Raw genomic sequence first — 25448 nt, forward strand, 5'->3', positions numbered from 1 at the left:
CGGCGGCGCTGAGCCCGATCATGGCCTTCGCGCTGGTCGGCGCGATCGGCGTCGGTTCGCAATGGCTGGCTTGGCGGCTCAGGCTGCCGGCCATCGTGCTGATGCTGGTGGCGGGTCTCGCCATCGGCCCGGGGCTGGGCTGGTTCGTACCTGACCGCGACATCGGCCCGTTGGTGCGGCCGATGATCTCGATCGCGGTCGCGATCATCCTGTTCGAGGGCGGCCTGACGCTCAACTTCCACAGTCTGCGCGACGAGGCGAAGGGGGTGAGCCGGCTGGTCTTCATCGGCGCGCCGCTGGGCTGGCTGCTCTCGACGCTGGCGCTGCGCTACGGTGCCGGCATGAGCTGGGAAAGCTCGGCGGTGTTCGGCGGCATCATGATCGTCACCGGGCCCACGGTGATCGCGCCGCTCCTGCGTACCGCGCGGCTGGCACGCCGTCCGGCCTCGCTGCTGCAATGGGAGGCGATCGTCAACGACCCGATCGGCGCGCTCGCAGCCGTGCTCGCCTTCGAAGTGGTGCTGGTGCTGCGCACCTCGGTCACCGTCGGCAACGCGATATGGGAGCTGGCGCTCGGCATCGGCGTGGCGCTGGTGCTGGGCGCGGCCGGGGCGGCGGTGGTCGCCTGGGGCTTCCGCAAGGGGCGCGTGCCGGAATACATGAAGGTGCCGGTGCTGTTCGCATTGCTGCTGGCCGTCTTCGCGGTCTCCGACACGGTGCTGCACGAGAGCGGGCTGCTCGCGGTCACGGTGATGGGTATCGGCATCGCCAATGCCGACCTGCCCTCCTATGCAGAGCTGCGCCGCTTCAAGGAGCACGCCACGATCCTGCTGGTTTCGGGCGTGTTCATCCTGCTGGCGGCAGCGATCGAGTTCGAGACTCTGACCGCGCTCAACTGGCGGGCGGTGGTGTTCATACTGGCGGTGGTGCTGGTGGTGCGTCCGCTCACCGTCTTCCTCTCGCTCATAGGTGCAGGCGTGCCGTGGCGCGAGCAGTTGCTGGTGGCCCTGACCGGGCCACGCGGCGTGGTGCTGGTGGCGGTGGCCGGCCTGTTCGGCGAGCGGCTGGCCGATCTCGGCGTGCCGGACGGCGCGACGGTGGCGCCGCTGGCCTTCGTGCTGGTGGCGGTCACCGTGGTGGTGCACGGCTTCACCCTCGCGCCCTTCGCGCGAATGCTGGGCCTGTCGGGCGGCGCGGTACCGGGTGTGCTGCTGATCGGCGGCTCGCGCTTTACCCGCGGGCTGGCCGAGGCGCTCAGGAAGGTCGAGGTGCCGGTGCTGATCGCCGATCCAAACCACAACAACCTGCGCGCCGCGCGTTCCGAGGGGATCCCGACCTATTCCGGCGACATCCTGTCGGAATCGGCCGAGCACTGGCTCGAGCTGGTGAGCTACGACCTCGTCGTCGCCGCCACCGAGAACGACGCCTACAACACCCTCGTGGCGACCGATCTCGGCCCGGAATTCGGCCGCGACAACGTCTACCAGATCGCGCGGCAGAAGATGGAAAGCGCCCGTCACGCCCTGTCGAGCAGCCTCACCGGGCGCGAGTTCGGCCCCGAGGAGACCTATGACGGTCTCGAGCGGATGATGCGCGAGGGCTGGAGCTTCCGCGTCACCCGGCTGACCGAGGAATACGGGCTCGTGGAGTGGCGCGAGAAGCGGCCACACGCGAAGGTCGTGGCCCGGATCGGGCCGCAGGGCACCACCGAGTTCATCCGCGAGGACGAGGACATCCGCCCCGCGCCCGACGTGCGGATCATCTCGCTGCTGCCGCCGGGCGAGGAGAAGGGCACCGATCCCGAAGCCGGGCACGAGATCGCGCGCCGCGCCGCCAAGAACAACAGCGGCAAGGGGACGAGCCATCCGCCCAACAAGGGCGGCAGCATGGCGGGCGTGAAGGCGCTGGGGCGGGGTCGCGGGCTGGCCGGGTTCGGCCGCAAGGGCGGCAAGCCACCCCGCGCCGCCTGAGGGCGTCCAGCCGCGTCCACCGGTCTTTGGCGGCGCCTGCGCGTTGACGCGCGGCGCCGCCGTGGTAAAGGGTCGCATCTCGCGGCACGAACGGCCAAAAGGACTGCGCATGAACCTCTTCACCGACATCCGGGCGCTGGTGCTCGATACGCTGGACGCGATGGCGCGCGACGGCGCGCTCCCCGAGGGGCTGGAGACCGGCGCGGTCACGGTGGAGCCGCCGCGCGATGCGGCGCATGGCGACATGGCGACCAACGCGGCGATGGTGCTGGCCAAGCCCGCGGGCAAGAAGCCGCGCGACATCGCCGAAGCCCTGGTCGAGCGGCTCGGCGCCGACAACCGGATCGCCTTCGCCGAGGTGGCGGGGCCGGGCTTCATCAACCTCCGCCTCGCGCCGTCGCTGTGGCAGGGCATCGTCCGCGCCGCGCTGACCGAGCAGGGCTTCGGCCGCTCGACCATGGGGCAGGGCGAGAAGGTCAACGTCGAATACGTCTCGGCCAACCCCACGGGGCCGATGCATGTGGGCCACGCCCGCGGCGCGGTGTTCGGCGACGCGCTGGCGCGGCTCCTGGCCTATGCCGGTCACGACGTGACCAAGGAATACTACGTCAATGACGGCGGCGCGCAGGTCGACGTGCTGGCGCGCTCCTCCTTCGAGCGCTACCGCGAGGCCTGCGGCATGACGCCGGAGATTGGCGAGGGGCTCTACCCGGGCGACTACCTCGTGCCGGTGGGCGAGAAGCTCAAGGAGATCTGGGGCGAGCGGATGCTCAACAGCCCGGAATCCGAATGGCTCGACGAGGCCCGCGAGATCGCCACCGAGGCGATGATGGAGATGATCCGCGACGACCTCGCGGCGCTTGGCGTGACGATGGACGTGTTCTTCTCGGAGAAGTCGCTCTACGGCACCGGCCGTATCGAGGAGGCGATCGAGAGCCTGCGCGCCAAGGGGCTGATCTATCGTGGCACGCTGGAGCCGCCTAAGGGCAAGACGCCCGAGGATTGGGAGCCGCGCGAGCAGACACTGTTCCGCTCCACCGCGCATGGCGACGACGTCGACCGGCCGATCATGAAGTCGGACGGCGCCTGGACCTATTTCGCCCCTGACATCGCCTATCACCACGACAAGGTGACGCGCGGCTTCACCCAGCTGATCGACGTGTTCGGCGCCGATCACGGCGGCTACGTCAAGCGGATGAAGGCGGCCGTCTCGGCGCTCTCCGAAGGGCGCGTGCCGCTCGACGTGAAGCTGATCCAGCTGGTGAAGCTGTGGAAGAACGGCGAGCCGTTCAAGATGTCCAAGCGCGCCGGCAACTTCGTCACGCTGCGCGATCTGGTCGATCAGGTCGGCTCGGACGCGGTGCGGTTTCACATGCTGACCCGCAAGAACGACGCGCCGCTCGACTTCGATTTCGACAAGGTGCTCGAGCAGAGCCGTGAAAACCCGGTCTTCTACGTGCAATACGCCAATGCGCGCATCAACTCGGTGCTGCGCAAGGCCGACGCGATGGGCATCGCGGTCGACGACGCGACGCTGGCCAACGCCGATCTCTCTGCGCTCGACCACGAGGCCGAGCTGGCGCTGATGCGCAGCCTCGCCGAATGGCCGCGCCTGGTGGAGATCGCGGCCAAGGGCCACGAGCCGCACCGCGTCGCCTTCTACCTCTACGATCTGGCCTCGGCCTTCCACGCGCTGTGGAACCGCGGCAATGACGAGCCCGGCCTGCGCTTCGTGCAGGAGGGCGACGCGGCCACCACGCAGGGCAAGATTTCGCTCGCGCGGGCGGTCGGCGTTGTGATCGCGGAGGGGCTTGGTATCCTCGGCGTCACACCGGTCGAGGAGATGCGCTGACGGCGCAGCACGACAAGGCAAGGGGCAACAGACCCCGTGGAAGCGAGCGGCGGAGAGTCTGACATGGCACAACCGAGCGATCCGCAGGGGCCGGGCCGACTGGCCGCAGCCACCGCGCTGGCGTTCCGCTATGCCGGGGCGCTGCTGTCGCTCGCGCTGGTGCTGGGCCTCGCCATCTGGGGCTGGAAGCTGTGGATGCGCGACGTCACCGGCATCCCGGTGGTGCGCGCCATGGAAGGCCCGATGCGCGAGGCGCCCGAGGATCCGGGCGGCGAGATCGCGCTGCATACCGGCCTCGCGGTCAACGACATCGCCGCGATGGGCGAGGCAGCGGGTCCCGAGGAGCGCCTGGTGCTGGCTCCGCAGCCGCCCGGCCTGACTGAGGAGGACCTGATGGTCCAGCCCACCGCCGAGGCCGGCGAGCGCCGCCCCGGCGACACCCCGGAAGACACGCTCGCGGCCTTCGACCCGGATCGGGCGATGTCGGCCGAGGACGTGGCCGAACTGGCCGACAGCCTGATCGAGGGCGTGGCGCCGCTGGGCGAGGTCGAGGCGCCGGCGCCGGGCACCGTCGACGGACCCGACCCGTCGGTGATCGCCGCCGCCAACGGCGCCACGGCCGACCCGGCCTCCGGCGCCCCGGCGCGCCCGGCGCTGCGACCGCAGGCGCTGCGCCCGGCCACCGCCATGGCCGCTGCCGCCGCGCCCACCCCGGAGCCGCAGGCCGCGCCCGTCAATGTCAGCACCCGCGAGATCCCGCCCGGCACCAGCCTGGTGCAGCTCGGCGCCTTCGAGAGCCCCGAAGTCGCCGGACAGGAATGGCTGCGCCTGACCGCCCGCTTCGGCGAGTTGCTCGCCGGACGCGAACGGCTGGTGCAGGAGGCGGTTAGCGGCGGCCGCACCTTCTTCCGGCTGCGAGCGACCGGCTTTGCCGACCTCGCCGAGGCGCGGCGCTTCTGCTCGGCGCTGGTCGCCGAGGACGCCGCCTGCATCCCGGTGGTGGTGCGATGACCGCCGCCGCAATCCTCGGCCCCGAAGGCGCCCGTCTCGGCCGCGACGAGGCGGCATTCTTCCGCGACGCCGACCCTTGGGGCTTCATCCTCTTCGCCCGCAACGTCGAGACGCCCGATCAGCTGCGCCGCCTGACCTCCGATCTTCGCGAGACGCTGGGCCGCGAGGCGCCGATCCTGATCGACCAGGAGGGCGGCCGGGTGCAGCGGATGCGGCCACCGCATTGGCACGCCTACCTGCCCGCGCTCGACCAGATGCAGCGCGCACTCGACCCGCTGCGCGCGCAGTGGCTGCGCCACCGGCTGATCGCGGCCGAGCTGCACGAGGTCGGCATCGACGTGAACTGCGCGCCGCTCGCCGATCTGGTCGAGCCGCAGACCCATCACATCCTGCGCAACCGCCTCTATGGCGACACGGTCGACGGCGTCGTGGCCGCCGCTCGGATCGCTGCCGACGGCCTGCTGGCGGGCGGCGTGCTGCCGGTGCTCAAGCACATTCCCGGCTATGGGCGCGCCCATGTCGACAGCCACAAGGCGCTGCCGCGCGTGTCGGTGCCGCTCTCGGAGCTGCGCGCGCGCGATTTCGCGCCCTTCGTGGCGCTTGGCCACATGGCGATGGGCATGACCGCGCATATCGTTCTCGACGCCGTCGATCCCGACCGCCCGGCCACCACCTCGGCCAAGGCGATGCGGATGATCCGCGAGGAGATCGGCTTCGACGGGCTGCTGATGACCGACGATCTGTCGATGGAGGCGCTCTCGGGCGACATCGACGCGCGGGCCGAGGCCAGCATCGCCGCCGGCTGCGACGTGGTCCTGCACTGCAACGGCGACCGGGACGAGATGGAAGCGGTGGTCGCGGCCTGCGGCGTGATGGGCACCGATGCAATGCGCCGGGCCGAGGCGGCGCTGGCGCAGCGCCGCACGCCCGAGCCCGCCGATCTCGACGCGCTGCGCGACGAGCTGGGCGCGCTCACGGGGGAGGACGTGTGATGGATGGCGGGCAGGAGAGCCTGGCGCGCCCCTCCAGCGTCGAGGAACGCCGCGCCGCCGAGGCGCTGATCGTCGATGTCGATGGCTTCGAGGGGCCGCTCGACCTGCTGCTGGTGCTGTCGCGCACCCAGAAGGTCGATCTGCGCCAGATCTCGATCCTTGCTTTGGCCGAGCAGTATCTGGGCTTCGTCGAGAAGGCCCGCGCGCTCAGGATCGAGCTCGCCGCCGATTACCTCGTCATGGCGGCCTGGCTGGCCTATCTGAAATCGCGGCTGCTGCTGCCGCCCGATCCCACCACCGAGGAGCCGTCGGGCGAGGACATGGCCGCGCATCTGGCCTTCCAGCTCGAGCGGCTGCAGGCGATGCGCGAGGCGGCCGATGCGCTCTTCGCGCGGCCGCTTCTCGGCCGCGACGTCTTCGCGCGTGGGGATGCCGAAGCGGTGACCGTGCATCGCTCCACCGTGCATCACGCCTCGCTGCTCGACCTCATGCAGGCCTATGCGCGGGTCAAGACGCGCGACGAGTTCCGGCCCTTCGTCATGGACCGGCGCGACCTGATGACGATGGAGCAGGCGCTCGACCGGTTGCGCGCGCTGGTGGGCGAGAGCGCCGATTGGGCCGACATCTCGGCCTATCTGCCGGAGGATTGGCACGCCGCGCCGCGTCGCCGCCGCTCGGCCACCGCCGCGACCTTCGCGGCCTCGCTCGAACTGGCCAAGGAAGGCCGCATCGAGATCCGCCAGGGCGACATCTTTGCCCCGATCCAGATCCGCCGCAAGGAGCGCGCATGACCCAGCAGCCCGAACCCGCACAGTTCGACGCCCCGACCCGTGCCGAGGCGGCGCGGATGATCGAGGCGCTGCTCTTCGCCAGCCCCGAGCCGCTCTCGACCACCGAGCTGGGGCGTCGCCTGCCCGAGGGCACCGACCTCACCGCCGCGCTCGAGGAGCTGCGCGCCCGCTATGCCGGGCGTGGGGTCGAGCTTTGCCGGATCGGCGACGCCTGGGCGTTCCGCACCGCGCCCGATCTCGGCCACCTGCTGGAGCGTCACGCGGTCGAGACCCGCAAGCTCAGCCGCGCGGCGACCGAGACGCTGGCGATCATCGCCTATCACCAGCCTGCCACCCGTGCCGAGATCGAGGAGATCCGTGGCGTCTCGGTCAGCCGCGGCACCATCGACCAGCTGATCGAGATGGGCTGGGTCCGGCTGGGGCGGCGCAAGATGACACCGGGCCGGCCCGCCACCTTCGTGGTCACCGAGGGATTCCTCGACCATTTCGGCCTGTCGAGCCCGCGCGATCTGCCGGGGCTGCGCGAGCTGCGCGCGGCCGGGTTGCTCGACAGCCGCCGGGCTCCCGACGAGGATGAGGGCGAGGCCGGCGCGGAGCAGGAGAACCTTTTCTGATCCTGAACGCGCTCCCCGGTGACACCACGTCATCGTTGGCCTTTATGGGCCGCTTTTGCGTTCAATGCCCGGCGTCAATCCTAACTTAAGCCCCGGCATGCATGCTTCCCGGCAACGCAACGCCGGCGCGACCCCGCCCGGCAGGACCAGACCGGGACCATCGACATGCCCATCGAAACGGCGCGGCAGATCTCGGCCCGCAACGTCGCCGAGATCCGGGGCGCGATCCGGATCATCCGCAGGATCGAGGCGCAGCAGCGCCGCTTCGCCGCGGCTGCGGTGTCGGTCTGCTTCGCCTCCCTGGCTGGCTACGCGCTCGACCTGCGACTGCTCTACCTGCCCCTGGCCGAGGGCGGCGGCACCCACCCGCTGACCGCCGTGGTGGCGCTGCTGCTGGCCTCGGCGCGTCTGTCGCGGCAGCGCCGCGGCGAGGTGGCCTTCACCATCCTGGCGCTCGGTCTGCTGGCCTGGCGCGCGGCCGAGCTGCTCTGGCAGGTCGCGCCGCTTCCGCTGGAGCGCTGGCTCGACGGGCCGGAGCGGGCGCTGCCCCGTCCGCCGGTGGAGCTGGGGCACAACACGCTGATGGCGCTGGCGGCGATCTCGGCCGCGATCCTGCTGCGACACCGGACCGCGCTCGGCATGGCGGCGCTGGTCACGGCGTTCGGCATCTGCGGCACGGTGATCGTCGCCTACAGCTACGCGCTCGACGCCGCGCTCGGGGGGATGTCGCCGGTGACGACGCTGATCGCGCTGCTGCTGGCGCTGGCCTGCCTGTCGCGCCATCTCGACCCGATGGCACTGCGGCTGCTCTTGTCGGACAGCACCGTGTCGCGGATGCTGCGCCGCCAGCTGCTGCTGGCGATGTGCGGCTTTTGGATCGGCGGACTGCTGCTGTTGCAGCTCGACCCGACCGAATGGGTGGCCGGGGCGCCGCTGATCGTCACGGTCATGCTGGTGGTCGCCGCCGCCGGGCTGATGTCGAGCGTGGCGATGCTGTCCTCGGCCGAGAGCGAGCGGCAGCGCCATCAGGCCGCGCTCGAACGGCTCTCGGTCACCGACGCGCTCACCGGGCTCGCCAATCGCTGGGCCTGCGACCTCTTCGCCAGCCGGGCCGTGGCCGCCGCGCGGCGCGAGGGGACGGGCCTCGCCGTGGTGCTGATCGACATCGACCGGTTCAAGCTGGTCAACGACCGTTTCGGCCATGCCGCGGGCGACCGGCTGTTGCGCGAGGTGGGGCATCTGCTGCCGCGCTGGCTGCGCCGCTCGGACCTCGCCGCGCGCTGGGGCGGGGAGGAATTCCTGCTGATCCTCACCACCACGCGGCTGACCGGCGCGATGGCGCTGGCCGAACGGGTGCGCCGCTGCTTCGAAGATCGGCTGACGCTGCCCGACGGCTCGGCGCCGGTCACCGCCTCGATCGGCTGCGCCGAGCTGCTGCCGCATGAGGAGACGATCGACGCCGCGATCAGCCGCGCCGACGCGGCGCTCTACCGGGCCAAGAATGGCGGCCGCAACCGGGTCGAGCCGCCACCGGTGTGCGGGGCCCGGAAGGATGCAGAAACCGAAGCACCGCCGCATCGCCGCCGGTCAGCGGACAAGATTGCCGCGCCCTGAGCGCGCCGCTCAGGGCGCGCGGAACTGCTTGGAAAGCTTGAGCCCTTGGCCTTGGTAGTTCGAGGCGATCCCCGCGCCGTAGAGCTGGTCGGGAATCTCGGCCATCCGCTCATAGACCAGTCGGCCCACGACCTGCCCATGCTCCAGCACGAAGGGTGCCTCGTGGCAGCGCACCTCTAGCACGCCGCGCGAGCCTTGGCCCTGCGCCGAAGCGTGGCCGAAGCCGGGATCGAAGAAACCTGCGTAATGGACCCGGAACTCGCCCGCCATGGCGAGGTAGGGCGCCATTTCGGCGGCATAGGAGGGCGGGATGGTCACCGATTCGCGGCTGACGAGAATGTAGAACGCGCCCGGATCGAGGATGATCCGGCCCTTCGGACTGGGCACGGTTTCCCAGAACTCGGATACGTCGTAATGGCCGATCCGGTCGAGGTCGATCACGCCGGCATGCGGCTTGGCCCTGAATCCCGCGCAGGCGGCGAGGGCGGGCGACAAATCGACCGAAAAGCCCAGGCCTTCCGAGATCAGCGCTTCGCCATCGACCAGCGGCTCGCGCGCGTGCAGATCGGCCAGCGCCGTGTCGTCGAGCACCGCCTGTCCCTGTCGGAAGCGGATCTGGTTGAGCCGCATCCCGGGCCGCACCAGAACCGAGAAGCTGCGCGGGCAGATCTCGGCGTAGAGCGGTCCGTCATGGCCGGGGGCGATCCGGTCGAATTCGGTGCCGCCATCGGCGATCAGCCGGGTCAGCAGGTCGAGCCGTCCTGTCGAGCTCTTGGCGTTGGCGACGGCGGTGACGCCGTCGGGCAGGGCCAGCCGCTCCATCAGCGGCACGACATAGACGCAGCCCTTTTCGAGCACCGCGCCCTGGTCGAGATCGATGCGATGCATCTCGAATTCGGCCAGCTGGTCCTCGACCCGACGGCCTTCGCCGGCGAGGAAGGAGGCGCGGACCCGGTAGGCGACGCGGCCGAGACGCAAGTCGAGACTGGCGGGCTGGATCTGCTCGGGCAGGATCGGTGCCTCGGCGGCGATGGCGCCGCTTTCGATCAGTCGGGCGATCCCCTGGCGGGGCAGAACTCCGGTCACGCGCGGCCTCCTTTGATATGACGACGCCCGCCGCTTGGAGGCGGCGGGCGGTCATAAATGGTCGGGCTAGCAGGACTCGAACCTGCGACCTTCCGTCCCCCAGACGGACGCGCTACCAGGCTGCGCTATAGCCCGACTGAGGCTGCTAATGCCTTATGTGGCGGGCAGGGGCAAGTCGAAACCGGCAAAAATTTCCCGAAATCAGGCGCTGCCCTCGCGTCCCGAAACGGCCGTTTCAGCCCGCGCCGCAGCCAACCTGTCGCGCAGGGATTCGAGCCGCGACAGCAACGGCGAGAGCCGGTCGGCGCGGCCGGAAAGACGCGGCGCGCCCTCGCGCAATAGCGCCATGAGAGAGGGCGAGACCTCCTGCCGAGGCCGCGCCACCACGCCGGTTTCGGCCGGGCAGACGGCGGCGGGGGGCGGGTCGAGCACCAGCACCGCATCCTCGATTTCGGCTGCGTTGCCGGCGGCGGAAGCGGGGGCCTGCGTTTCGGCCGGTACGCGCTCTTCGCGGCCCTGACCCGCGACATGGCGCACGCCCTTTTCGCGCAGGAGCTTCTGGACGCCCTTTATGGTCATGCCCTGGTCGTGCAGCAGCATCTTGATGCCGCCGAGCAGTTCGAGATCCTCGGGTCGGTAATAGCGCCGCCCCCCGGCGCGCTTCACGGGGCGGACCTGGGAGAACTTGCTCTCCCAGAACCGCAGCACATGCGCGGGGGTGTCGAGCGCCTCGGCGACTTCGCCGATGGTGCGGAAGGCTTGAGCCGATTTCGCCATGAAGCCGGCCTCAGCTCCGGTTGCCCGAGGCGACCCTGTCCTTCATCAGATGCGAGGAGCGGAAGGTGAGCACCCGTCGCGGGTGAATCGGCACCTCTTCGCCGGTCTTGGGATTGCGGCCGATCCGCGCTGCCTTGTCGCGCACCGAAAACGTGCCGAAGGAGCTGATCTTCACCTGTTCGCCCGCCACCAGCGCGTCGGAGATGTGGCCCAGCACCGCTTCGACCAGCTCGGCGCTGTCGTTCCGCGACAGGCCCACCTCCTCATGCACCGCTTCGGCGAGATCCATCCGCGTCAATGTCTTGTCCGCCATCTCGATCTCCCTGCTCTGCCGCAACTCTAAGGGCAGCGGCAATTTCAAGTCAATCTCAAGCGGATGGCAGACACAGTTGCAGCGACGTCACGCTGATCACCAGCGCAGCACCACCGAGCCCCAGGCGAGGCCGCCGCCGATCGCCTCGGTCACCACCAGATCGCCGTCGCGGATCTGCCCGTTCGCGCGCCCGACCGAGAGCGCCAGCGGGATCGAGGCGGCCGACGTGTTGCCGTGATCCTGCACGGTGACGACCACCTTCTCCATCCCGAGACCGAGTTTCTTCGCAGTGCCTTGGATGATCCGGATATTGGCCTGATGCGGCACCACCCAGTCGATGTCCTCGGCCGTGAGGCCGGCCTTCTCGAGCGACATCTGCGCGGTCTGGGCGAGCTTCTCGACGGCGTGGCGGAACACCTCGCGCCCCTCCATCCGCAGATGCCCGGTGGTGCCGGTCGAGACGCCGCCATCGACATAGAGGATATCGCGGTGACGCCCGTCGGAGTTGAGATCGGCGGCGAGGATGCCGCGATCGGCCGAGCTGCCTTCGCCCTCCTGCGCCTCCAGCAGCAGCGCGCCGGCGCCGTCGCCGAACAGCACGCAGGTGGTGCGGTCGGTCCAGTCGATGATCCGGCTGAAGGTCTCGGCCCCGATCACCAGCACGCGCTTGGCCTGCCCGGTGACGATCATCGCGTTGGCGGTGGTCAGCGCATAGACGAAGCCGGCGCAGACCGCCTGCACGTCGAAGGCGAAACCGTGGGTCATGCCCAGTTCGCGCTGCACCATGGTGGCCGCCGAGGGGAAGGTCAGGTCCGGCGTGGAGGTGGCGAGGATGATCGCGTCGACCTCCTCCGCGGCTTTGCCGGCGTCGGCCAGCGCGGCGCGCGCGGCATTGGCCCCGAGGCTGGAGGTCGTCTCGCCCTCGGCCGCGATGTGGCGCCGCTCGATGCCTGAGCGCGACCGGATCCATTCATCCGAGGTGTCGACCAGCTTCTCGAACTCGGCATTCTCCATCACCCGTTCGGGGAGGTAATGGCCGACGCCCGTAACGACCGCGCGAATGGTCATGCCTTGATCTCCTTGGGCGCGTCGTGATGCAGGGCCGAAACGCCGGCGATGCGCGATGCCAGTCGTTTGGAAAAATCGGACCGCGCGAGCTGCGCGGCGAGGCTGAGCGCGGCGGCGACGCCGGTGGCGTCGGCCGAGCCATGGCTCTTGACCACCAGCCCACCAAGGCCGAGGAACACCCCGCCATTGACCTGCCTCGGGTCGATCCGGGTCCGCAGCCGGGCCATCGCGCCGCGCGTCATCAGCGCCGCGACCTTGGACAGGGCGGAGGACATGAAGGCCTCGCGCAGCAGGTCCGAGATGAGCCGGGCGGTGCCTTCGCCGGTCTTGAGCGCGACGTTGCCGGTGAAGCCGTCGGTGACGATCACGTCGACGCGGGTCGATGGGATGTCGCCGCCCTCGACGAAGCCGACATAGTCGAAATCGCCCCGCTCGGCGGCGGCGGCGATCAATTCGGAGGCGGCCTTGAGTTCGGCCCGGCCCTTGTGCTCCTCGGTGCCGACATTGAGCAGCCCGACACGGGGGCGCGACAAGCCGAGCCCGTTGCGCGCATAGGAGGCGCCCATCATCGCATAGGCGAGCAGGTCGTCGCCATCGGCACGGATATCGGCGCCGACATCGAGCATCACGTTGAAGCCTTGGGGATTGCGCGAGGGCCAGAGGCAGGCGATGGCCGGGCGGTTCACGCCCTCGGCCTTGCGCAGGCGGATCATCGACACCGCCATCAGCGCGCCGGTGTTGCCACAGCTCACGCAGACTTCGGCGCGCTGGTCGCGCAGCGCGTCGACGGCGGCCCACATCGAGGTGGCCTTGCCATTGCGCATCACGTGGCTGGGTTTGTCGGTCATCGTCACCACGTCATCGGCGTGGTGGATCTCGACCCGCTCAGCGAGGGGGGAATTCTTGAAATGCGGTTCGAGCGCCTCGCGCCGGCCGTGCAGCAGCACGCGGGCGGTCGGATCGGTCTCGAGAAAGCGGATCACGCCACGGGCCACGGCATCGGGCCCCTGATCGCCGCCCATGGCGTCGACCGAAAGCGTGATGGATCTGTCATGGGACAAGCCCGTCATCGCGACCCCGATGTTCTGGGCGCGGTCATTTCAGGCGCGCGCCGGTCTTGGCAGCGGACATCCGGGCAAAACCCCGAGGGGCGGCGCGGCCGGGACGAACCCGGTCCGCGCCATGGCCCGGCGAAGGGCTCAAGCCGCGTCGTCGTCCAGCTCGGTCTCGGCGGCCTGCGCGATCACTTCACGATCGGCATAGCTGCCGCAGGACGGGCAGACGTGGTGGGGACGCTTCAGTTCCCCACAGGAGGGGCATTCGTTGGGGTTGGCGCCGGTCAGGCCGTCATGGGCCCGACGCTGGTTGCGGCGCGACTTGGAGATCTTGTTCTGCGGAACGGCCATGTCACAACCTCGAAGTAATCTGGCTCTAGTCTAAATGGGCCGGCGCGTGTCCGGCCCGGTTGGCGGGTGGGCGCATGGCCCCGGTCAGGGGATCCATCCCGCGACGTCCGGCCGCTCTTAGGGGATAAGAACCGGGCTGTCGAGCCGTGGAATGGATGAAGGCCGCGAAAATACTGCGGCCGCTACGGAAATCAAGCGAAACCTCTCACTGGGGCGTCTCATCGCCGCCGCCGAGCTTGTCGCGGAGCCCCTTGAGCCCGGCAAAGGGCTTAAGGTCGGCGTCGCGCAGCGGCTCCACCCCCGGCTCGCTCACCGCCAGATCGCCGGATCCGGCCTTTGGCGCGCGTGGGTAATCGGGCAGGGCGAGCGCCAGCGCCTCGATCATCACCTGCGCGATGTCGATCGCGGCGGGCAGCGGCTCGACCGTGTCGTCCTCGGGCATCTCGACCTCGGAGCCCTCCGGCTCGGACAGGCCGGGCATGTAGCGTCGCGTCACCGTCTCGTCGATCCGGGTCACCACCGGCTCGAGCGTCACCACGCAATCCTGCACGACGGTGGCGCCCAGTTCGCCGGTGAGCCGCCAGCCGCTGGCGCCCTCGGGCGTGAGCGTGGCGGCAAAACGCAGCTTGCGGATGCTTGGGATGTCGAGCTGGCGCGCGACGGCGGCGCGGGCCCCGGCATCGGGTTCGATCAGCGCCTGGCTGTCGCGCCGCTGTGACAGTTCGGCGAGCCGGATCACGTGGCGCGGGAGTGGGGCGGCGTCGGCCATGGTCCGCTTCCTTCCTTGAAGATATACACGGGGTTGTTGTAAGCGGCTTTAGAAGCCGGAAAGGCTTGGGGCAAGAGCAGGGGCAGGCAGAGATGGTCAAGCATACCGGCGGCGACGGGATCGGCCGCGGGCTGCGCTGCGGCGTGGCACTCCTGGGGCTGGCGGCGCTGACGGCCTGCAGCCCGACGGAACGTTTTCATGGCTATGTTCCCGGCGAGGCCGTGCTGTCGAGCCTCTCGCTCGGCGAGGACCGCGCCTCCGTGGTCGAGAAGATCGGCCAGCCGACCACCACCGGCGCGCTTGGGGAGAACACCTTCTACTACGTGCGCTCGGTGTTCCGGCATTACGGCTTTCTCGCCCCCGAAGAGGTGAGCCGCGACGTGGTGGCGATCAGCTTCACCCCCGCGGGCGGCGTCTCCAACATCGAGACCTTCGATCTCAGCGACGGCCGCATCGTGCCGCTGACGCGCCGGGTCACCGAGGACACCGTCGCCGACGGCACATTCCTGCGGCAACTCGCCGGCGCGGCCGGAAACTTCGATCCGAGCGCGCTGATCAACGACGAATGAGCGCGGCCTCAGGCCGCGCCCTCCGATTCCTCGGGGCGGAACACCAGCGCCACGCCATTCATGCAGTAGCGCAGCCCGGTCGGCGCCGGGCCGTCGGGAAAGACGTGGCCGAGATGCGATTCGCAGGCCGCGCAATGGACTTCGGTCCGCTTCATGAAGAAGCTGCGATCGGTCTTCTCACCCACCGCGTCGGGCGAGAGCGGCGCGTAGAAGCTCGGCCAGCCGGTGCCGCTGTCGAACTTGGTCTCGGCGTCGAAGAGCGGCCGGCCGCAGCCCTTGCAGGCGAAGGTGCCGGGCGCCTTGGGAAAGTCGTCATGGGTGAAGGCGCGCTCGGTGCCGTGCTTGCGCATCACCTTGTATTCCAGCTCGTCGAGCTGCTCGCGCCACTCCGCGTCGGTCTTTTCGATCCTGTCCATCTCGTCCTCCGTGAACTCATGGCCCTATGTAGGCAGCCCCGCCGGAGATGCCAGCGGCGCCGCGCATGGGGATGATCCTGGAGGGCGGCGGTCTGGTGGCGCGCCGGGCCCGAACGACGGACATGGCGCGCGTCATGGCGCTGCGCGAGGCCTGCTTCGGGCCAGCGGGCGGGCCGGACCGGTTCGACCCGGCGTTCCGGCATCTGCTGGTCGAGGACGAGGCCGGCCGGCCGCTGTGCACGCTGCGATGGCAGGTGCTCGCGCCCGGGGATCTGCCGCGCGCCGCCTGCGCCGAGAGCTACGATCTCGCGCCGCTGGCCACACGGCCGGGTCCCTCCATGGAAATCGGCCGGTTCTGTACCGCACCGGGGGCCCGCGACGGGGCCGCGCTGCGGCTGGCGCTGGCGGCGTTGACCCGGCTGGTCGTGGCGGGGCGGGTGGCGCGGCTGTTCGGCAGCGCCTCGCTGGCAGGCGCAGACCCCGAGCGCCACGCCCCGGCGCTGGCCTGGCTGGCCGCGCATCACCGCGCGACGCTCGACGCGCCGCCGGCTTGGCACGCGGCCGAGACCGTGCCCCTTGTCGGGGCCGCGCCGGACCGCGCCGGGCTGCCGCCGCTGCTGCGCGCCTATCTCGATCTCGGGGCGCAGGTCGGCGATCACGCCGTGATCGACCGGGCGATGGATACGCTCCATGTTCTCTGCCTGCTTGAGGTGGAGGCGATCCCGCCGCGCCGGGCGCGGGCGCTGCGTGCCCTCGCATTCGGCACTTGAAGTGGCGCGCGGCGCCCTCTAGCTGGCGATCATGGCACGCGCACCCCTTCTCCAGCTCACCGATATTTCCCTCACCTTCGGCGGCGATCCCGTCTTCGACGGGCTGTCGCTCGCGGTCCAGCAGGGCGACCGCGTCGCGCTGGTGGGCCGCAACGGCTCCGGCAAGTCCACCTTGATGAAGGTGATGGCCGGCCTCGTCGAGCCCGATCGCGGCACCCGCGCGGTCCCCCCTGCGACCTCCGTGGGCTACATGGAGCAGGACCCCGATTTCGCGGGTTTTGCGACCTTGGGCGAATGGGCCGCGCAGAACCTCGACATGGGCGAGGAATACAAGCTCGACGTGGTGGCGGAGGGGCTGAAGTTCGACCCGCATCGCGACCCGGCAACGGCCTCGGGCGGTGAACGGCGCCGCGCGGCGCTGGCGCGGCTGATGGCCGAGGCGCCGGAGCTGATGCTGCTCGACGAGCCCACCAACCACCTCGACATCGAGGCGATCGCCTGGCTCGAAGCCGAGCTCAAGCAGACCCGCGCGGCCTATGTGCTGATCTCGCACGACCGCGCCTTCCTCAGGGCGCTGACCCGCGCGACGCTGTGGATCGACCGTGGCGCCGTGCGCCGGCAGGAGACCGGTTTCGAGGGCTTCGAGGCCTGGCGCGACAAGACCTGGGAAGACGAGGACATGGCGCGCCACAAGCTCGATCGCAAGATCAAGTCCGAGGCGCGTTGGGCGGTCGAGGGGATCAGCGCGCGGCGCAAGCGCAACCAGGGCCGGGTGCGGGCGCTGCAGGATCTGCGCGCCGAGCGCGCCAACCAGATCCGCCGCCAGGGCACGGCGGCGATGGCGCTCGGCGAGGGTCCGACCTCGGGCAAGAAGGTCATCGAGGCCTTCGGTCTGAGCAAGGAATACGCGGGCAAACGCATCGTCTCGGGCTTCGACCTGACGGTGATGCGCGGTGATCGGATCGCCTTCGTAGGTCCTAACGGCGTAGGAAAAACGACGCTGATCAAGATGTTGCTTGGCGAAGTTGAACCCGACGAGGGGCGCGTCAAGCATGGCACCAACCTCGAGATCGCGGTGTTCGACCAGGCCCGTGCCCGGCTCGATCCCGAGGCGACCCTCTGGGACAGCCTGACCAACGACCCGCTGATGGCGGTCTCTGGCAGCTCGGATCAGGTGATGGTGCGCGGTACGCCCAAGCACGTGGTGGGCTATCTCAAGGAATTCCTGTTCGACGAGGGGCAGGCCCGCGCGCCGGTCAAGTCGCTATCGGGCGGCGAGAAGGCGCGGCTCCTGCTGGCGCGGATCATGGCGCAGACTTCGAACGTGCTGGTGCTCGACGAACCGACCAACGATCTCGACATCGAGACGCTGGACCTGCTGCAGGACCTGCTGGGCGATTACGACGGCACGGTGCTGCTGGTGAGCCACGATCGCGATTTCCTAGACCGGGTGGCGAGCACGACCATCGCCATGGAGGGCGACGGACAGGCGACGCTCTATGCCGGTGGCTGGAGCGACTACCAGAGCCAGCGGAAATTCAGCGAGACGCCCGCGCCGGCGCAGGCCCCCGCGCCGCGGGGAAGCGCGCCGACCCCGACGCCGAGCGCGCCGAAGCCGAAACCGGCCGCGCCGAAACCCGGACTCAGTTTCACCGAGAAGCACCGGCTGGACGAATTGCCGAAAGTGATCGACCGGCTCACCGCCGAGATCGCCAAGCTCGAGGAGCTGCTTGCCGACCCCGAGCTGTTCACCCGCGAGCCGGTGAAGTTCCGCAAGGCGACCGAGGCGATGGCCGAGCGTCAGGCGGCGCTCGACGCGGCCGAGACCGAGTGGCTGGAGCTGGAGGAGAAGGCGAGCGCCTGACCCAATTTACTGCTTTAAAAAGAAAAAGCCCCGCCTTCGGAACGAAAGCGGGGCTTTCTTTCGACTTGCTGGGATCAGCCGTCGAAGTTCACTTCTTCCATGATCCGCAGCGCGGCGGCACGGTGACCGGCGATGGTCGGCAGGTCGGTCTCGTCGGCGGTGAACTCACCCCAGCCCTTGACCAGCTCCGAGGCTTCGGCGCCGCCCAGCACGGGGTATTCGTAGTTCGCCTCGGCATAGACCTCCTGCGCCTCGGGGGAGACGAGGAATTCCATGAACTGGACCGCCTCTTCCTTGTTCGGCGCGGCCTGGGTCAGCGCGACACCCGAGACGTTCACATGGGTCCCGCCATTCTCGAAGGTCGGGAAGACGATGCGCACGGAGTCGGCCCATTCGGTCTGCTCGGGATCCTCGAGCATCTTGCCCATGTAGTAGGTGTTGCCGAGCGAGATGTCGCACTCACCGGCCCAGATCGCCTTGACCTGCGCGCGGTCGTTGCCCTCGGGCTTGCGCGCGAGGTTGTCCTTCACGCCCTGCGCCCATTCCTTGGCATATTCTTCGCCGTGATGGGCGATGATCGCGGAGACGAGGGCGAGGTTGTAGTCGTGCAGGCCCGAGCGGGTGCAGATCCGGCCTTCCCACTTGTCGGAGGCGAGATCCTCGTAGGTGGTGACTTCGCCGTCCGCGACGCGCTCCTTGCTGGCATAGACGATGCGGGCGCGGGTGGTGACACCGAACCATTCGCCGTTCTCGCCGCGCAGGTTGGCGGGCACGGCCTCGTTCAGCACTTCGCTCTCGACCGGCTGGGTGACGCCAGCATCGACGATCTGGCTCAGGTTGGCGATGTCGACGGTCATCACCAGGTCGGCCGGCGAACGCTGGCCCTCGGCTTCGAGCCGCTCGACGAGACCGTCCTCAACGAAGGCGAGGTTGACGTCGATGCCGGTCTCTTCGGTGAAGGCGTCGACAACCGGCTGGATCAGCTCGGGCTGGCGGGTGGTGTAGACGTTGACGTCCGCCAGGGCCGAGGTGCCGGCCAGAGCGGCCGCGATGGTGAGGACGGGGCGAAGGGTCATGATGCGCTCCAATCAGGCATTGCGATTGGCGGCGCTTAAATCCGAGTGATTTGCTCGGGTCAATACCCGACTTTTTCAGTTGGCAGTTTTTTCCGCCTGTCGGATCTCGTTCCAGAGCGCGTCCATCTCGTCGAGGTCGCTCTCGACCGGACGCTTTCCGCGCTTCTCAAGTTCTCGTTCTATGTATTTGAAACGGCGCGTAAACTTGTCGTTGGAGCGGCGCAGCGCAACTTCGGGATCTACCCCCATGTGGCGGGCGAGGTTGGCCATGACGAAAAGCAGGTCGCCGATCTCGGCCTCGATCTCGTCCGGGCCAAGGCGGTCGCGCGCCTCCACCAACTCGTGCGCCTCCTCGATCAGCTTGTCGAGAACCTGCGTCGTCTGCGGCCAGTCGAATCCGACCCGGGCGGCGCGCTTCTGCAGCTTGGCCGCCCGCATCAGCGCCGGCAGGCCGAGCGCCACGCCGTCGAGCACGCCGGTCTCGGCCTTGCCCGCGCGCTCGGCGGCCTTGATCGCCTCCCACGCGCTGGTCTGCTCCTCGGCCGTGCGGTCGCGGCTCTCGTCGCCGAAGACATGAGGGTGACGTGCGATCATCTTGTCGGCGATGGCCCGCGCCACGGCCGCGAGATCGAAATGCCCGGCCTCGCTCGCCATCTGTGCATGGTAGACCGATTGCAGCAGCAGATCGCCCAACTCGCCCTTGAGCTCCGGCCAATCCTCGCGCGCGATCGCGTCCGCCACCTCGTAGGCCTCCTCGATCGTGTAGGGCGCGATCGACGCGAAATCCTGTTCGATATCCCAGGGGCAGCCGTGATCGGGATCGCGCAGCGCCCGCATGATGGCCGAAAGCCGCGCGATCTCACGGGCGGCGTCATGGTCGGTGTCGCGGATCTCGGGCGAGGTCTGGGGCATTGCGGTGGGCTCCTGTCGATGGCAAGCCGCAGGCTAGGATTTCAGAGCCCGGAGCGCCAGACATGCCCGTCGTCAACCGCATCGCCGATTTCGCAGACGAGATGAAGGGATGGCGCCGCGCGCTCCATGCGGCGCCGGAGGTCGGCTTTGCCTGCCACCAGACGGCGGCCTTCATCACCGAGCGGCTGCGCGAGTTCGGTGTCGACGAGATCCACGAGGGCATCGCCACCTCCGGTGTGGTGGCACTGATCCATGGCCGCGGCGAGGGGGCGGTGATCGGCCTGCGCGCCGACATGGACGCGCTGCCGATGGACGAGGAGACCGGCCTGCCGCACGCCTCGACCAACAAGGGCGCGATGCATGCCTGCGGCCATGACGGCCACAGCTCGATGCTGCTGGGTGCGGCGAAGTACTTGGCCGAGACGCGCAATTTCGTGGGCACGGTCGCGCTGATCTTCCAGCCCGCCGAAGAGGGTGGCGGTGGTGCTGGCGTGATGGTCGAGGAAGGCGTGATGGAGCGCTTTGGCATCAAGGAGGTCTATGCGCTGCACAACGAGCCGGGCCTGCCGGTCGGCCATTTCCGCACCGCGCCCGGCGCGATCATGGCGGCGGTCGACGATTTCACCATCACCGTGACCGGCAAGGGCGGGCATGGGGCGATGCCGCAGGACGCGGCCGACCCGGTGGTCGCCGCCTGCGGCATCGTCACCGCGATCCAGACCATCGTCAGCCGCAACCACGATGCGCGCGAGGATCTGGTAATCTCGGTCACGCAGATCCATACCGGCAGCGCCGACAACGTGATCCCCGCCACCGCCTGGATCAACGGCACGGTGCGCAGCTTCGACAAGAAGGTGCAGGCCATGGTGATGCGGCGGATGCGCGAGATCTGCGAGGGGCAGGCCATGGCATATGGCGTGCGCGCCGAGCTCGATTACTGCCTCGGCTATCCGGCAACGATCAACGACGCCGACCGTGCGGGATTCGCGGCGGAAATCGCGGGTGAGGTCGGTCTCGCCAGCGATCCGGACAGCCCGCGCGCGATGGGGGCCGAGGATTTCTCCTTCATGCTCGAAGCGCGTCCGGGCGCCTATCTCTTTCTCGGCAACGGCGACACCGCCGGGGTGCATCACCCGGAATATGATTTCAACGACGAGACGGCGCCTTACGGCGCATCCTTCTTTGCCCGGCTGGTCGAACGCTTGCAGCCCGCGCAGGGTTGAATGGCTAAAGGGGCGCGCAGTGATGCACGCCCCGACCATATCGGCCCGCGCGGCCGATCCCTGAAGATCGGACGGCAAGGGATTGAAAAAAATGGCTTTGATGACCGTGTCGGCGTTGGTCGCGGCGGCCGTGCCGCTTACTTGGATCCGGGTGGCACCTTCGGATGTCGCCCGGTGGCATGTCGATCCGATGGAGGTCGCGCGCGTGCCCGAGAAGCCGCAGCAGGGCGGCTGGCTGGTTCGCACCGGGCCCGCCAACGCGGCGCCGCCGGTCTTTGCGACCGATCCCGCCACGCTGTTCTCGGCGTTCGACGAGATCGTGCAGGCGAGCCCGCGCACCAAGGCCCTTTTCGTCAGCCCGGCCGAGGGGCGCGCGACCTACATGACCCGCAGCGCGGTGATAGGGTTCCCCGACTACACCAGCGTGAAGGCGGTGCCCGAGGCCGGCGGGGCCGCGCTGATGATCTGGGCGCGCAACCGCTTCGGCGGCACCGACATCGGCGTCAACCGGCGCCGGGTCGAGGGTTGGCTGGCCGAGCTCTCCACGCGGCTGCCGCGCCGCTGAGCGTCACTTGACGCCTCGGGGGCGATGGAGGATGGGTGATCCATGATCGCACAGGACAAGATCGACCAGATCACCGCCCGCTTCGAGTTCATCGAGGCGAAGATGTCGTCCGGCGCCTCGGGCGGCGAAATCGCCGAGCTGGGCCGGGAGTACGCGGAGCTCAAGCCGGTGGTCGAGACCGCCGCCGAGCACGCCCGCCTCGCGGCCGAGATCGCCGAGGCGCAGGCGATGCTCCGCGATCCGGAGATGCGCGACCTCGCCGAAGAGGAGCTTCCCGGGCTGCGCGAGCGGCTGGAGGCGGCCGAAACGGCGCTGCGCCTCGCGCTCCTGCCCAAGGATGCCGCCGATGCGCGGCCCGCGATGATCGAGATCCGGCCCGGCACCGGGGGCGACGAGGCCGCGCTCTTCGCCGCCGACCTGCTGCGGATGTATCAACGCTATGCCGACACGCGCGGCTGGCGCTTCGAGATCATCGAGGAACAGGCGACCGAGCTTGGCGGCGTCAAGGAAGTCGTGGCGCGGGTCGAGGGCGAGGGCGTGTTTGCCCGGCTGAAATATGAGAGCGGCGTGCACCGGGTGCAGCGCGTGCCCGAGACCGAGAGCGGCGGCCGCATCCACACATCGGCGGCGACCGTCGCCGTGCTGCCCGAGGCCGAGGCAGTCGACGTGAAGATCGATCCGAACGACATCCGCATCGACACGATGCGTGCCTCGGGCGCGGGCGGCCAGCACGTGAACACCACCGACTCGGCGGTGCGGATCACCCATATCCCGAGCGGCATCGTCGTGACCTCGAGCCAGAAATCGCAGCACCGCAACCGCGAGCTCGCGATGGAGGTGCTGCGCTCGCGGCTCTTCGATCTCGAACGCAGCCGGGCCGAGGGCGCCCGCTCCGCCGACCGTCGCGCGCAGGTCGGCAGCGGCGACCGCTCCGAGCGGATCCGGACCTACAACTTCCCGCAGGGCCGGTTGACCGATCACCGGATCAACCTGACGCTCTACAAGCTCGACGCGGTGATGGCGGGCGATCTCGACGAGATCATCGACGCGCTGACCGCCGAGGCGCAGGCGGCACTGCTGGCGGAGATGGAAGCATGAGCCCTTTGCCGAGCGGCCCGTTGACCGGGGCCACCGCGCTCTACGCGGCGACGCGCCGGCTTTCCGAGGCCGGGGTGGCCGATCCCGGCCGCGATGCGCGCAGGCTCTTTGCCCATGCGATCGGCGTCGATCCGGGCCGGCTGACGCTGGTCCTGCCGGAGCCGGTGGAGGGCGAGGCGCTGGCCGCCTTCGAGGCGCTGATCGAGCGGCGCTGCGCGCGCGAGCCGGTCAGTCATCTGACTGGCAGCCGTGCCTTTTACGGCCGTCGCTTCAAGGTCACGCGCGACGTGCTCGACCCGCGCCCGGAGACCGAGCTTCTGGTCGAGGCCGCGCTGTCCGAACCCTTCGGCCACGTCCTCGATCTCGGCACCGGCTCGGGCTGCATCCTGCTGAGCCTGCTTGCGGAAATGCCCGATGCGCGCGGCGTGGGCGTGGACGTCTCGGAGGCGGCCTGCGCCGTGGCGCGCGAGAACGCCGCCGCGCTGGGGCTGAGCGACCGGGTCCATATCTCGGTCTCCGACTGGGTCAGCCGGGTCGAAGGGGTGTTCGACCTCGTGGTGTCGAACCCGCCCTATATCGCGCAGGAAGAAATGGCCGAACTGGCGCCCGAGGTTCGCGACTGGGAACCCAGCGGCGCGCTGACCGATGGCGGTGATGGGCTGTCTTGCTACCGCGCGATCCTCGACGGCGCGCAGGAGGTTCTGGCGCCCGGCGGGCGGCTTTTGATGGAGCTCGGCGCCGGGCAGGCCGAGGCGGTCGGCACGCTCGCGGTTGCACGCGGCTTCGCGCCGATCGCGCTCATTCCTGATCTCGACGGGCGTGAGAGGGTGATCGTGCTGGGAATGCCGCATTCGGGTTTCTAGCCCGCGAAAACGCGCGGATCCTGCGTTTTCGCGCAGTTTCCGCTTGCCTGCGAGCCATTCGCATGGTTAGTCCTTGGTATCGGACGGAGGAAGGCGCGGGCCTTCCCGATCCGAACGCTGCCAGATCATCGCAGGCTCCCACGTCGCAGCAGCCGCGCTTTCCGCGCGCGGACCGGGGCCAGAGCGCAACGCCCGAGCCGGGCCGAAACCGAAGAATCACATGAGATCATCGAAGTCACGCTCGCGCGGCAACAAGAACCGCAACAACCGTCCGTCGGGTGGCAACATCGTCAACCGAGTGTTCGACAGTTCGGGCCCGGACGGCAAGGTACGCGGCACGCCGCAGCAGATCATCGAGAAATACACTCAGCTGCATCGCGACGCGCAGCTGTCGGGCGACCGCGTCGCCGCCGAGAATTTTGCCCAGCACGCCGAGCATTACCTGAGGATGCTGGCCGAGGCGCAAAAGGAGATCGACGCCAAGCGCGAGGAGGCCGAGGCCCAGAACCGCGAACGCCAGGCCGAGCGCGATCGTCAGGCCGAACGCGACCGCGAGCGCGCCGCCCGGCTGCGCGCGCAGGAGGAGCAGGCCGCCGCCGCGCAGGCGCCGCAGCCCGAGCAGCGCCCGGCGCAGGAAGAGCGCCAGCAGCAGCCCGCCGCCGAGGCGCCCGAGCCCCGCGCATCGCGCGAGGAGATCCCTTTCCAGGCCGCCGAGACGCCCGCCGCCGAGGCGGATGCCGAGCCCAAGCCCAAGCGCCCCCGCAAGCCGCGCGTGAAGCGTGACACGCCCGAGGGCGAGGCCGCCCCGGCGCCGCGCACCCGGCGCAAGGCGGCCGAGAAGGCTACCGACAAATCCGACAATGGCGCGGCGGAAGCGGCCGAATAGGGCCACGCGACGCGGACGACAAGAAAAGGGGCGGCATCCCGGATGCCGCCCCTTTGTCGTTCCGGACTATCGGTCGCGGCTCAGCCGGCGGCGACGGAGCGGGCCAGCGCGCACCACTGCTCCAGCCCGACCTGCTCGGCGCGTTCGGTCGGTGGGATGCCGGCGACGGCGAGGTGATCCTCGATCCCCGGCGCCACGCCCTTGAGCGAGGCGCGCAGCATCTTGCGCCGCTGGTTGAACCCGGCCGCCACGACGCGGCTCAGCACAGCCGGATCAGCCGGAAAGCGCGGCTCGGGCAGGGCGGTGAGATGGACCACCGCCGACGACACCTTGGGCGCGGGCACGAAGGCCTGCGGCGGCAGGTCGAGCACGATCCGGGCCGAGGCGCGCCACTGCGCGAGGATCGCGAGCCGGCCATAGGCCTTGGAGCCCGGCTGGGCCACGATCCGCTCGGCCACCTCGCGCTGGAACATCAGCGTCAGGCTTTCCCAGAAGGGCGGCCATTCCTTGGGCGTCAGCCAGCGGACCAGCAGCTCGGTGCCGACATTGTAGGGCAGGTTGGCTGCGACCCGGATCGGTGGCGTCAGATGCGCCAGCGGGTCGATCTCGAGCGCGTCGCCTTCGATCACCTGCAGCCGACCGGGATAGCGCGCCTCGATCTCGGCCAGCGCCGGCATGCAGCGCGAGTCCTTCTCGATCGCGAGGACCTTGCGCGCGCCTTCGGCGAGCAGGCCGCGGGTGAGCCCGCCCGGCCCGGGCCCGATCTCGAGAATGTCGGAGCCCTGCAGGTCGCCCGCCGCCCGCGCAATCCGCGCGGTCAGGTTGAGGTCGAGCAGGAAGTTCTGGCCCAGCGTCTTCTTGGCGCGCAGGCCGTGGGTCTCGATCACCTCGCGCAGCGGCGGCAGATCGTCGATGGCGGCCATGGGCATGTCCTGTTGCTGTG

General features: G+C 69.6%; 26 protein-coding genes and 1 tRNA gene. 15 read left to right on the plus strand and 12 right to left on the minus strand.

What is annotated here, in order from left to right; translation table 11 throughout:
• Positions 1-20 precede the first annotated feature (20 nt).
• The 7 genes from FHS00_RS00705 (at position 21) to FHS00_RS00735 (ending at position 8844) form a co-directional block, all read left to right on the plus strand.
• Positions 21-1970: a cation:proton antiporter gene (locus FHS00_RS00705; RefSeq protein ID WP_183469705.1), complete on the plus strand. Its 1950-nt coding sequence runs from the start codon at positions 21-23 to the stop codon at positions 1968-1970.
• Positions 1971-2079: 109 nt separating this feature from the next.
• Positions 2080-3822: an arginine--tRNA ligase gene (gene argS / locus FHS00_RS00710; protein WP_183468900.1), complete on the plus strand. Its 1743-nt coding sequence runs from the start codon at positions 2080-2082 to the stop codon at positions 3820-3822.
• Positions 3823-3885: 63 nt separating this feature from the next.
• Positions 3886-4833, plus strand: a complete 948-nt coding sequence (locus FHS00_RS00715) for an SPOR domain-containing protein (protein ID WP_183468902.1) — start codon at positions 3886-3888, stop codon at positions 4831-4833.
• Positions 4830-5825, plus strand: a complete 996-nt coding sequence (locus FHS00_RS00720; protein WP_183468904.1) for a glycoside hydrolase family 3 protein — start codon at positions 4830-4832, stop codon at positions 5823-5825. The genes FHS00_RS00715 and FHS00_RS00720 overlap by 4 nt, the downstream gene beginning before the upstream one ends.
• Positions 5825-6616, plus strand: a complete 792-nt coding sequence (locus FHS00_RS00725; protein WP_183468906.1) for a segregation and condensation protein A — start codon at positions 5825-5827, stop codon at positions 6614-6616. Before FHS00_RS00720 ends, FHS00_RS00725 begins: the two co-directional genes overlap by 1 nt.
• Complete coding sequence (scpB, locus tag FHS00_RS00730; protein WP_183468908.1) at positions 6613-7230, plus strand: SMC-Scp complex subunit ScpB; 618 nt, start codon at positions 6613-6615, stop codon at positions 7228-7230. Before FHS00_RS00725 ends, scpB begins: the two co-directional genes overlap by 4 nt.
• Positions 7231-7395: 165 nt before the next feature.
• Positions 7396-8844, plus strand: a complete 1449-nt coding sequence (locus tag FHS00_RS00735) for a GGDEF domain-containing protein (RefSeq protein ID WP_183468910.1) — start codon at positions 7396-7398, stop codon at positions 8842-8844.
• Positions 8845-8853: 9 nt separating this feature from the next.
• Here the strand turns inward: FHS00_RS00735 and FHS00_RS00740 are convergent, their stop codons facing one another.
• The 8 genes from FHS00_RS00740 to FHS00_RS00775 all read right to left on the minus strand — a co-directional run bounded on the left by FHS00_RS00740 (position 8854) and on the right by FHS00_RS00775 (position 14263).
• Positions 8854-9930, minus strand: coding sequence for a 2'-deoxycytidine 5'-triphosphate deaminase (locus FHS00_RS00740; RefSeq protein WP_183468912.1), 1077 nt, complete (start codon positions 9928-9930; stop codon positions 8854-8856).
• A gap of 58 nt (positions 9931-9988) precedes the next feature.
• Positions 9989-10065 (minus strand) — tRNA-Pro (locus tag FHS00_RS00745).
• A gap of 66 nt (positions 10066-10131) precedes the next feature.
• Positions 10132-10707 (minus strand): MerR family transcriptional regulator, encoded by a 576-nt coding sequence (locus FHS00_RS00750; protein ID WP_183468914.1) that lies wholly within the window; start codon positions 10705-10707, stop codon positions 10132-10134.
• A 10-nt stretch (positions 10708-10717) separates the two neighbouring features.
• Entirely contained in the window at positions 10718-11020 is a 303-nt protein-coding gene (ihfA, locus tag FHS00_RS00755) for an integration host factor subunit alpha (protein WP_183468916.1), read from the minus strand.
• Between the two features lie 96 nt (positions 11021-11116).
• Positions 11117-12088, minus strand: coding sequence for a beta-ketoacyl-ACP synthase III (locus FHS00_RS00760; protein ID WP_183468918.1), 972 nt, complete (start codon positions 12086-12088; stop codon positions 11117-11119).
• Positions 12085-13158 carry a phosphate acyltransferase PlsX gene (plsX, locus tag FHS00_RS00765; RefSeq protein ID WP_183468920.1) on the minus strand — a complete coding sequence of 358 codons (1074 nt, stop codon included), beginning with the start codon at positions 13156-13158 and terminating at the stop codon, positions 12085-12087. Before plsX ends, FHS00_RS00760 begins: the two co-directional genes overlap by 4 nt.
• Before the next feature lie 129 nt (positions 13159-13287).
• Positions 13288-13494, minus strand: a complete 207-nt coding sequence (gene rpmF / locus FHS00_RS00770; RefSeq protein ID WP_183468922.1) for a 50S ribosomal protein L32 — start codon at positions 13492-13494, stop codon at positions 13288-13290.
• Between the two features lie 205 nt (positions 13495-13699).
• The gene (locus FHS00_RS00775) at positions 13700-14263 is read right to left on the minus strand and encodes a YceD family protein (protein WP_183468924.1); all 564 of its coding nucleotides are present in this window, start codon (positions 14261-14263) and stop codon (positions 13700-13702) included.
• A gap of 92 nt (positions 14264-14355) precedes the next feature.
• Between FHS00_RS00775 and FHS00_RS00780 the strand changes: the two genes are divergently transcribed.
• Complete coding sequence (locus FHS00_RS00780; RefSeq protein ID WP_183468926.1) at positions 14356-14832, plus strand: outer membrane protein assembly factor BamE; 477 nt, start codon at positions 14356-14358, stop codon at positions 14830-14832.
• Between the two features lie 8 nt (positions 14833-14840).
• Here the strand turns inward: FHS00_RS00780 and msrB are convergent, their stop codons facing one another.
• Positions 14841-15248 carry a peptide-methionine (R)-S-oxide reductase MsrB gene (gene msrB / locus FHS00_RS00785; protein WP_183468928.1) on the minus strand — a complete coding sequence of 136 codons (408 nt, stop codon included), beginning with the start codon at positions 15246-15248 and terminating at the stop codon, positions 14841-14843.
• Positions 15249-15313: 65 nt separating this feature from the next.
• Here msrB and FHS00_RS00790 point away from each other — a divergent pair, with 65 nt between their 5' ends.
• Both FHS00_RS00790 and FHS00_RS00795 read left to right on the plus strand, forming a co-directional pair.
• Positions 15314-16018 carry a GNAT family N-acyltransferase gene (locus FHS00_RS00790; RefSeq protein WP_183468930.1) on the plus strand — a complete coding sequence of 235 codons (705 nt, stop codon included), beginning with the start codon at positions 15314-15316 and terminating at the stop codon, positions 16016-16018.
• Positions 16019-16049: 31 nt separating this feature from the next.
• A complete protein-coding gene (locus tag FHS00_RS00795) occupies positions 16050-17882 on the plus strand; it encodes an ABC-F family ATP-binding cassette domain-containing protein (RefSeq protein ID WP_183468932.1) in 1833 nt (610 codons plus the stop codon).
• 74 nt (positions 17883-17956) lie between these two features.
• Here FHS00_RS00795 and FHS00_RS00800 read toward each other — a convergent pair whose 3' ends face one another.
• Both FHS00_RS00800 and mazG read right to left on the minus strand, forming a co-directional pair.
• Complete coding sequence (locus FHS00_RS00800) at positions 17957-18958, minus strand: Fe(3+) ABC transporter substrate-binding protein (RefSeq protein ID WP_183468934.1); 1002 nt, start codon at positions 18956-18958, stop codon at positions 17957-17959.
• Positions 18959-19033: 75 nt separating this feature from the next.
• On the minus strand, positions 19034-19870 hold the full coding sequence (mazG, locus tag FHS00_RS00805; RefSeq protein WP_183468936.1) for a nucleoside triphosphate pyrophosphohydrolase: 837 nt from the start codon (positions 19868-19870) through the stop codon (positions 19034-19036).
• Positions 19871-19932: 62 nt separating this feature from the next.
• Between mazG and FHS00_RS00810 the strand changes: the two genes are divergently transcribed.
• The 5 genes from FHS00_RS00810 (at position 19933) to FHS00_RS00830 (ending at position 24505) form a co-directional block, all read left to right on the plus strand.
• Positions 19933-21093, plus strand: a complete 1161-nt coding sequence (locus FHS00_RS00810) for a M20 aminoacylase family protein (RefSeq protein WP_183468938.1) — start codon at positions 19933-19935, stop codon at positions 21091-21093.
• A gap of 91 nt (positions 21094-21184) precedes the next feature.
• Entirely contained in the window at positions 21185-21658 is a 474-nt protein-coding gene (locus FHS00_RS00815) for a DUF1499 domain-containing protein (protein WP_246390869.1), read from the plus strand.
• Between the two features lie 42 nt (positions 21659-21700).
• A complete protein-coding gene (gene prfA, locus FHS00_RS00820; protein ID WP_183468940.1) occupies positions 21701-22756 on the plus strand; it encodes a peptide chain release factor 1 in 1056 nt (351 codons plus the stop codon).
• On the plus strand, positions 22753-23619 hold the full coding sequence (gene prmC / locus FHS00_RS00825; protein WP_183468942.1) for a peptide chain release factor N(5)-glutamine methyltransferase: 867 nt from the start codon (positions 22753-22755) through the stop codon (positions 23617-23619). Before prfA ends, prmC begins: the two co-directional genes overlap by 4 nt.
• A 220-nt stretch (positions 23620-23839) precedes the next feature.
• Positions 23840-24505, plus strand: coding sequence for a DUF4167 domain-containing protein (locus FHS00_RS00830; protein WP_183468944.1), 666 nt, complete (start codon positions 23840-23842; stop codon positions 24503-24505).
• Between the two features lie 80 nt (positions 24506-24585).
• Here the strand turns inward: FHS00_RS00830 and rsmA are convergent, their stop codons facing one another.
• A complete protein-coding gene (gene rsmA, locus FHS00_RS00835) occupies positions 24586-25428 on the minus strand; it encodes a 16S rRNA (adenine(1518)-N(6)/adenine(1519)-N(6))-dimethyltransferase RsmA (RefSeq protein WP_183468946.1) in 843 nt (280 codons plus the stop codon).
• Positions 25429-25448: the final 20 nt, after the last annotated feature.

This window comes from Limimaricola variabilis (assembly GCF_014195545.1).
GTDB lineage: Bacteria > Pseudomonadota > Alphaproteobacteria > Rhodobacterales > Rhodobacteraceae > Limimaricola > Limimaricola variabilis.

Excerpts from the sequence above, each read along its gene's own strand:
- FHS00_RS00810 (WP_183468938.1), top strand. The coding sequence starts at position 19,933 with ATGCCCGTCGTCAACCGCATCGCCGATTTCGCAGACGAGATGAAGGGA.
- FHS00_RS00795 (WP_183468932.1), top strand. The coding sequence starts at position 16,050 with ATGGCACGCGCACCCCTTCTCCAGCTCACCGATATTTCCCTCACCTTC.
- argS (WP_183468900.1), top strand. The coding sequence starts at position 2,080 with ATGAACCTCTTCACCGACATCCGGGCGCTGGTGCTCGATACGCTGGAC.
- FHS00_RS00705 (WP_183469705.1), top strand. The coding sequence starts at position 21 with ATGGCCTTCGCGCTGGTCGGCGCGATCGGCGTCGGTTCGCAATGGCTG.
- FHS00_RS00780 (WP_183468926.1), top strand. The coding sequence starts at position 14,356 with ATGGTCAAGCATACCGGCGGCGACGGGATCGGCCGCGGGCTGCGCTGC.
- FHS00_RS00725 (WP_183468906.1), top strand. The coding sequence starts at position 5,825 with ATGGATGGCGGGCAGGAGAGCCTGGCGCGCCCCTCCAGCGTCGAGGAA.
- FHS00_RS00760 (WP_183468918.1), bottom strand. The coding sequence starts at position 12,088 with ATGACCATTCGCGCGGTCGTTACGGGCGTCGGCCATTACCTCCCCGAA.
- FHS00_RS00800 (WP_183468934.1), bottom strand. The coding sequence starts at position 18,958 with ATGACCCTTCGCCCCGTCCTCACCATCGCGGCCGCTCTGGCCGGCACC.
- prmC (WP_183468942.1), top strand. The coding sequence starts at position 22,753 with ATGAGCCCTTTGCCGAGCGGCCCGTTGACCGGGGCCACCGCGCTCTAC.
- FHS00_RS00720 (WP_183468904.1), top strand. The coding sequence starts at position 4,830 with ATGACCGCCGCCGCAATCCTCGGCCCCGAAGGCGCCCGTCTCGGCCGC.
- FHS00_RS00775 (WP_183468924.1), bottom strand. The coding sequence starts at position 14,263 with ATGGCCGACGCCGCCCCACTCCCGCGCCACGTGATCCGGCTCGCCGAA.
- FHS00_RS00815 (WP_246390869.1), top strand. The coding sequence starts at position 21,185 with ATGGCTTTGATGACCGTGTCGGCGTTGGTCGCGGCGGCCGTGCCGCTT.
- scpB (WP_183468908.1), top strand. The coding sequence starts at position 6,613 with ATGACCCAGCAGCCCGAACCCGCACAGTTCGACGCCCCGACCCGTGCC.
- prfA (WP_183468940.1), top strand. The coding sequence starts at position 21,701 with ATGATCGCACAGGACAAGATCGACCAGATCACCGCCCGCTTCGAGTTC.
- ihfA (WP_183468916.1), bottom strand. The coding sequence starts at position 11,020 with ATGGCGGACAAGACATTGACGCGGATGGATCTCGCCGAAGCGGTGCAT.
- plsX (WP_183468920.1), bottom strand. The coding sequence starts at position 13,158 with ATGACGGGCTTGTCCCATGACAGATCCATCACGCTTTCGGTCGACGCC.
- mazG (WP_183468936.1), bottom strand. The coding sequence starts at position 19,870 with ATGCCCCAGACCTCGCCCGAGATCCGCGACACCGACCATGACGCCGCC.
- msrB (WP_183468928.1), bottom strand. The coding sequence starts at position 15,248 with ATGGACAGGATCGAAAAGACCGACGCGGAGTGGCGCGAGCAGCTCGAC.
- FHS00_RS00750 (WP_183468914.1), bottom strand. The coding sequence starts at position 10,707 with ATGGCGAAATCGGCTCAAGCCTTCCGCACCATCGGCGAAGTCGCCGAG.
- FHS00_RS00715 (WP_183468902.1), top strand. The coding sequence starts at position 3,886 with ATGGCACAACCGAGCGATCCGCAGGGGCCGGGCCGACTGGCCGCAGCC.
- FHS00_RS00735 (WP_183468910.1), top strand. The coding sequence starts at position 7,396 with ATGCCCATCGAAACGGCGCGGCAGATCTCGGCCCGCAACGTCGCCGAG.
- rpmF (WP_183468922.1), bottom strand. The coding sequence starts at position 13,494 with ATGGCCGTTCCGCAGAACAAGATCTCCAAGTCGCGCCGCAACCAGCGT.
- rsmA (WP_183468946.1), bottom strand. The coding sequence starts at position 25,428 with ATGGCCGCCATCGACGATCTGCCGCCGCTGCGCGAGGTGATCGAGACC.
- FHS00_RS00830 (WP_183468944.1), top strand. The coding sequence starts at position 23,840 with ATGAGATCATCGAAGTCACGCTCGCGCGGCAACAAGAACCGCAACAAC.
- FHS00_RS00790 (WP_183468930.1), top strand. The coding sequence starts at position 15,314 with ATGGGGATGATCCTGGAGGGCGGCGGTCTGGTGGCGCGCCGGGCCCGA.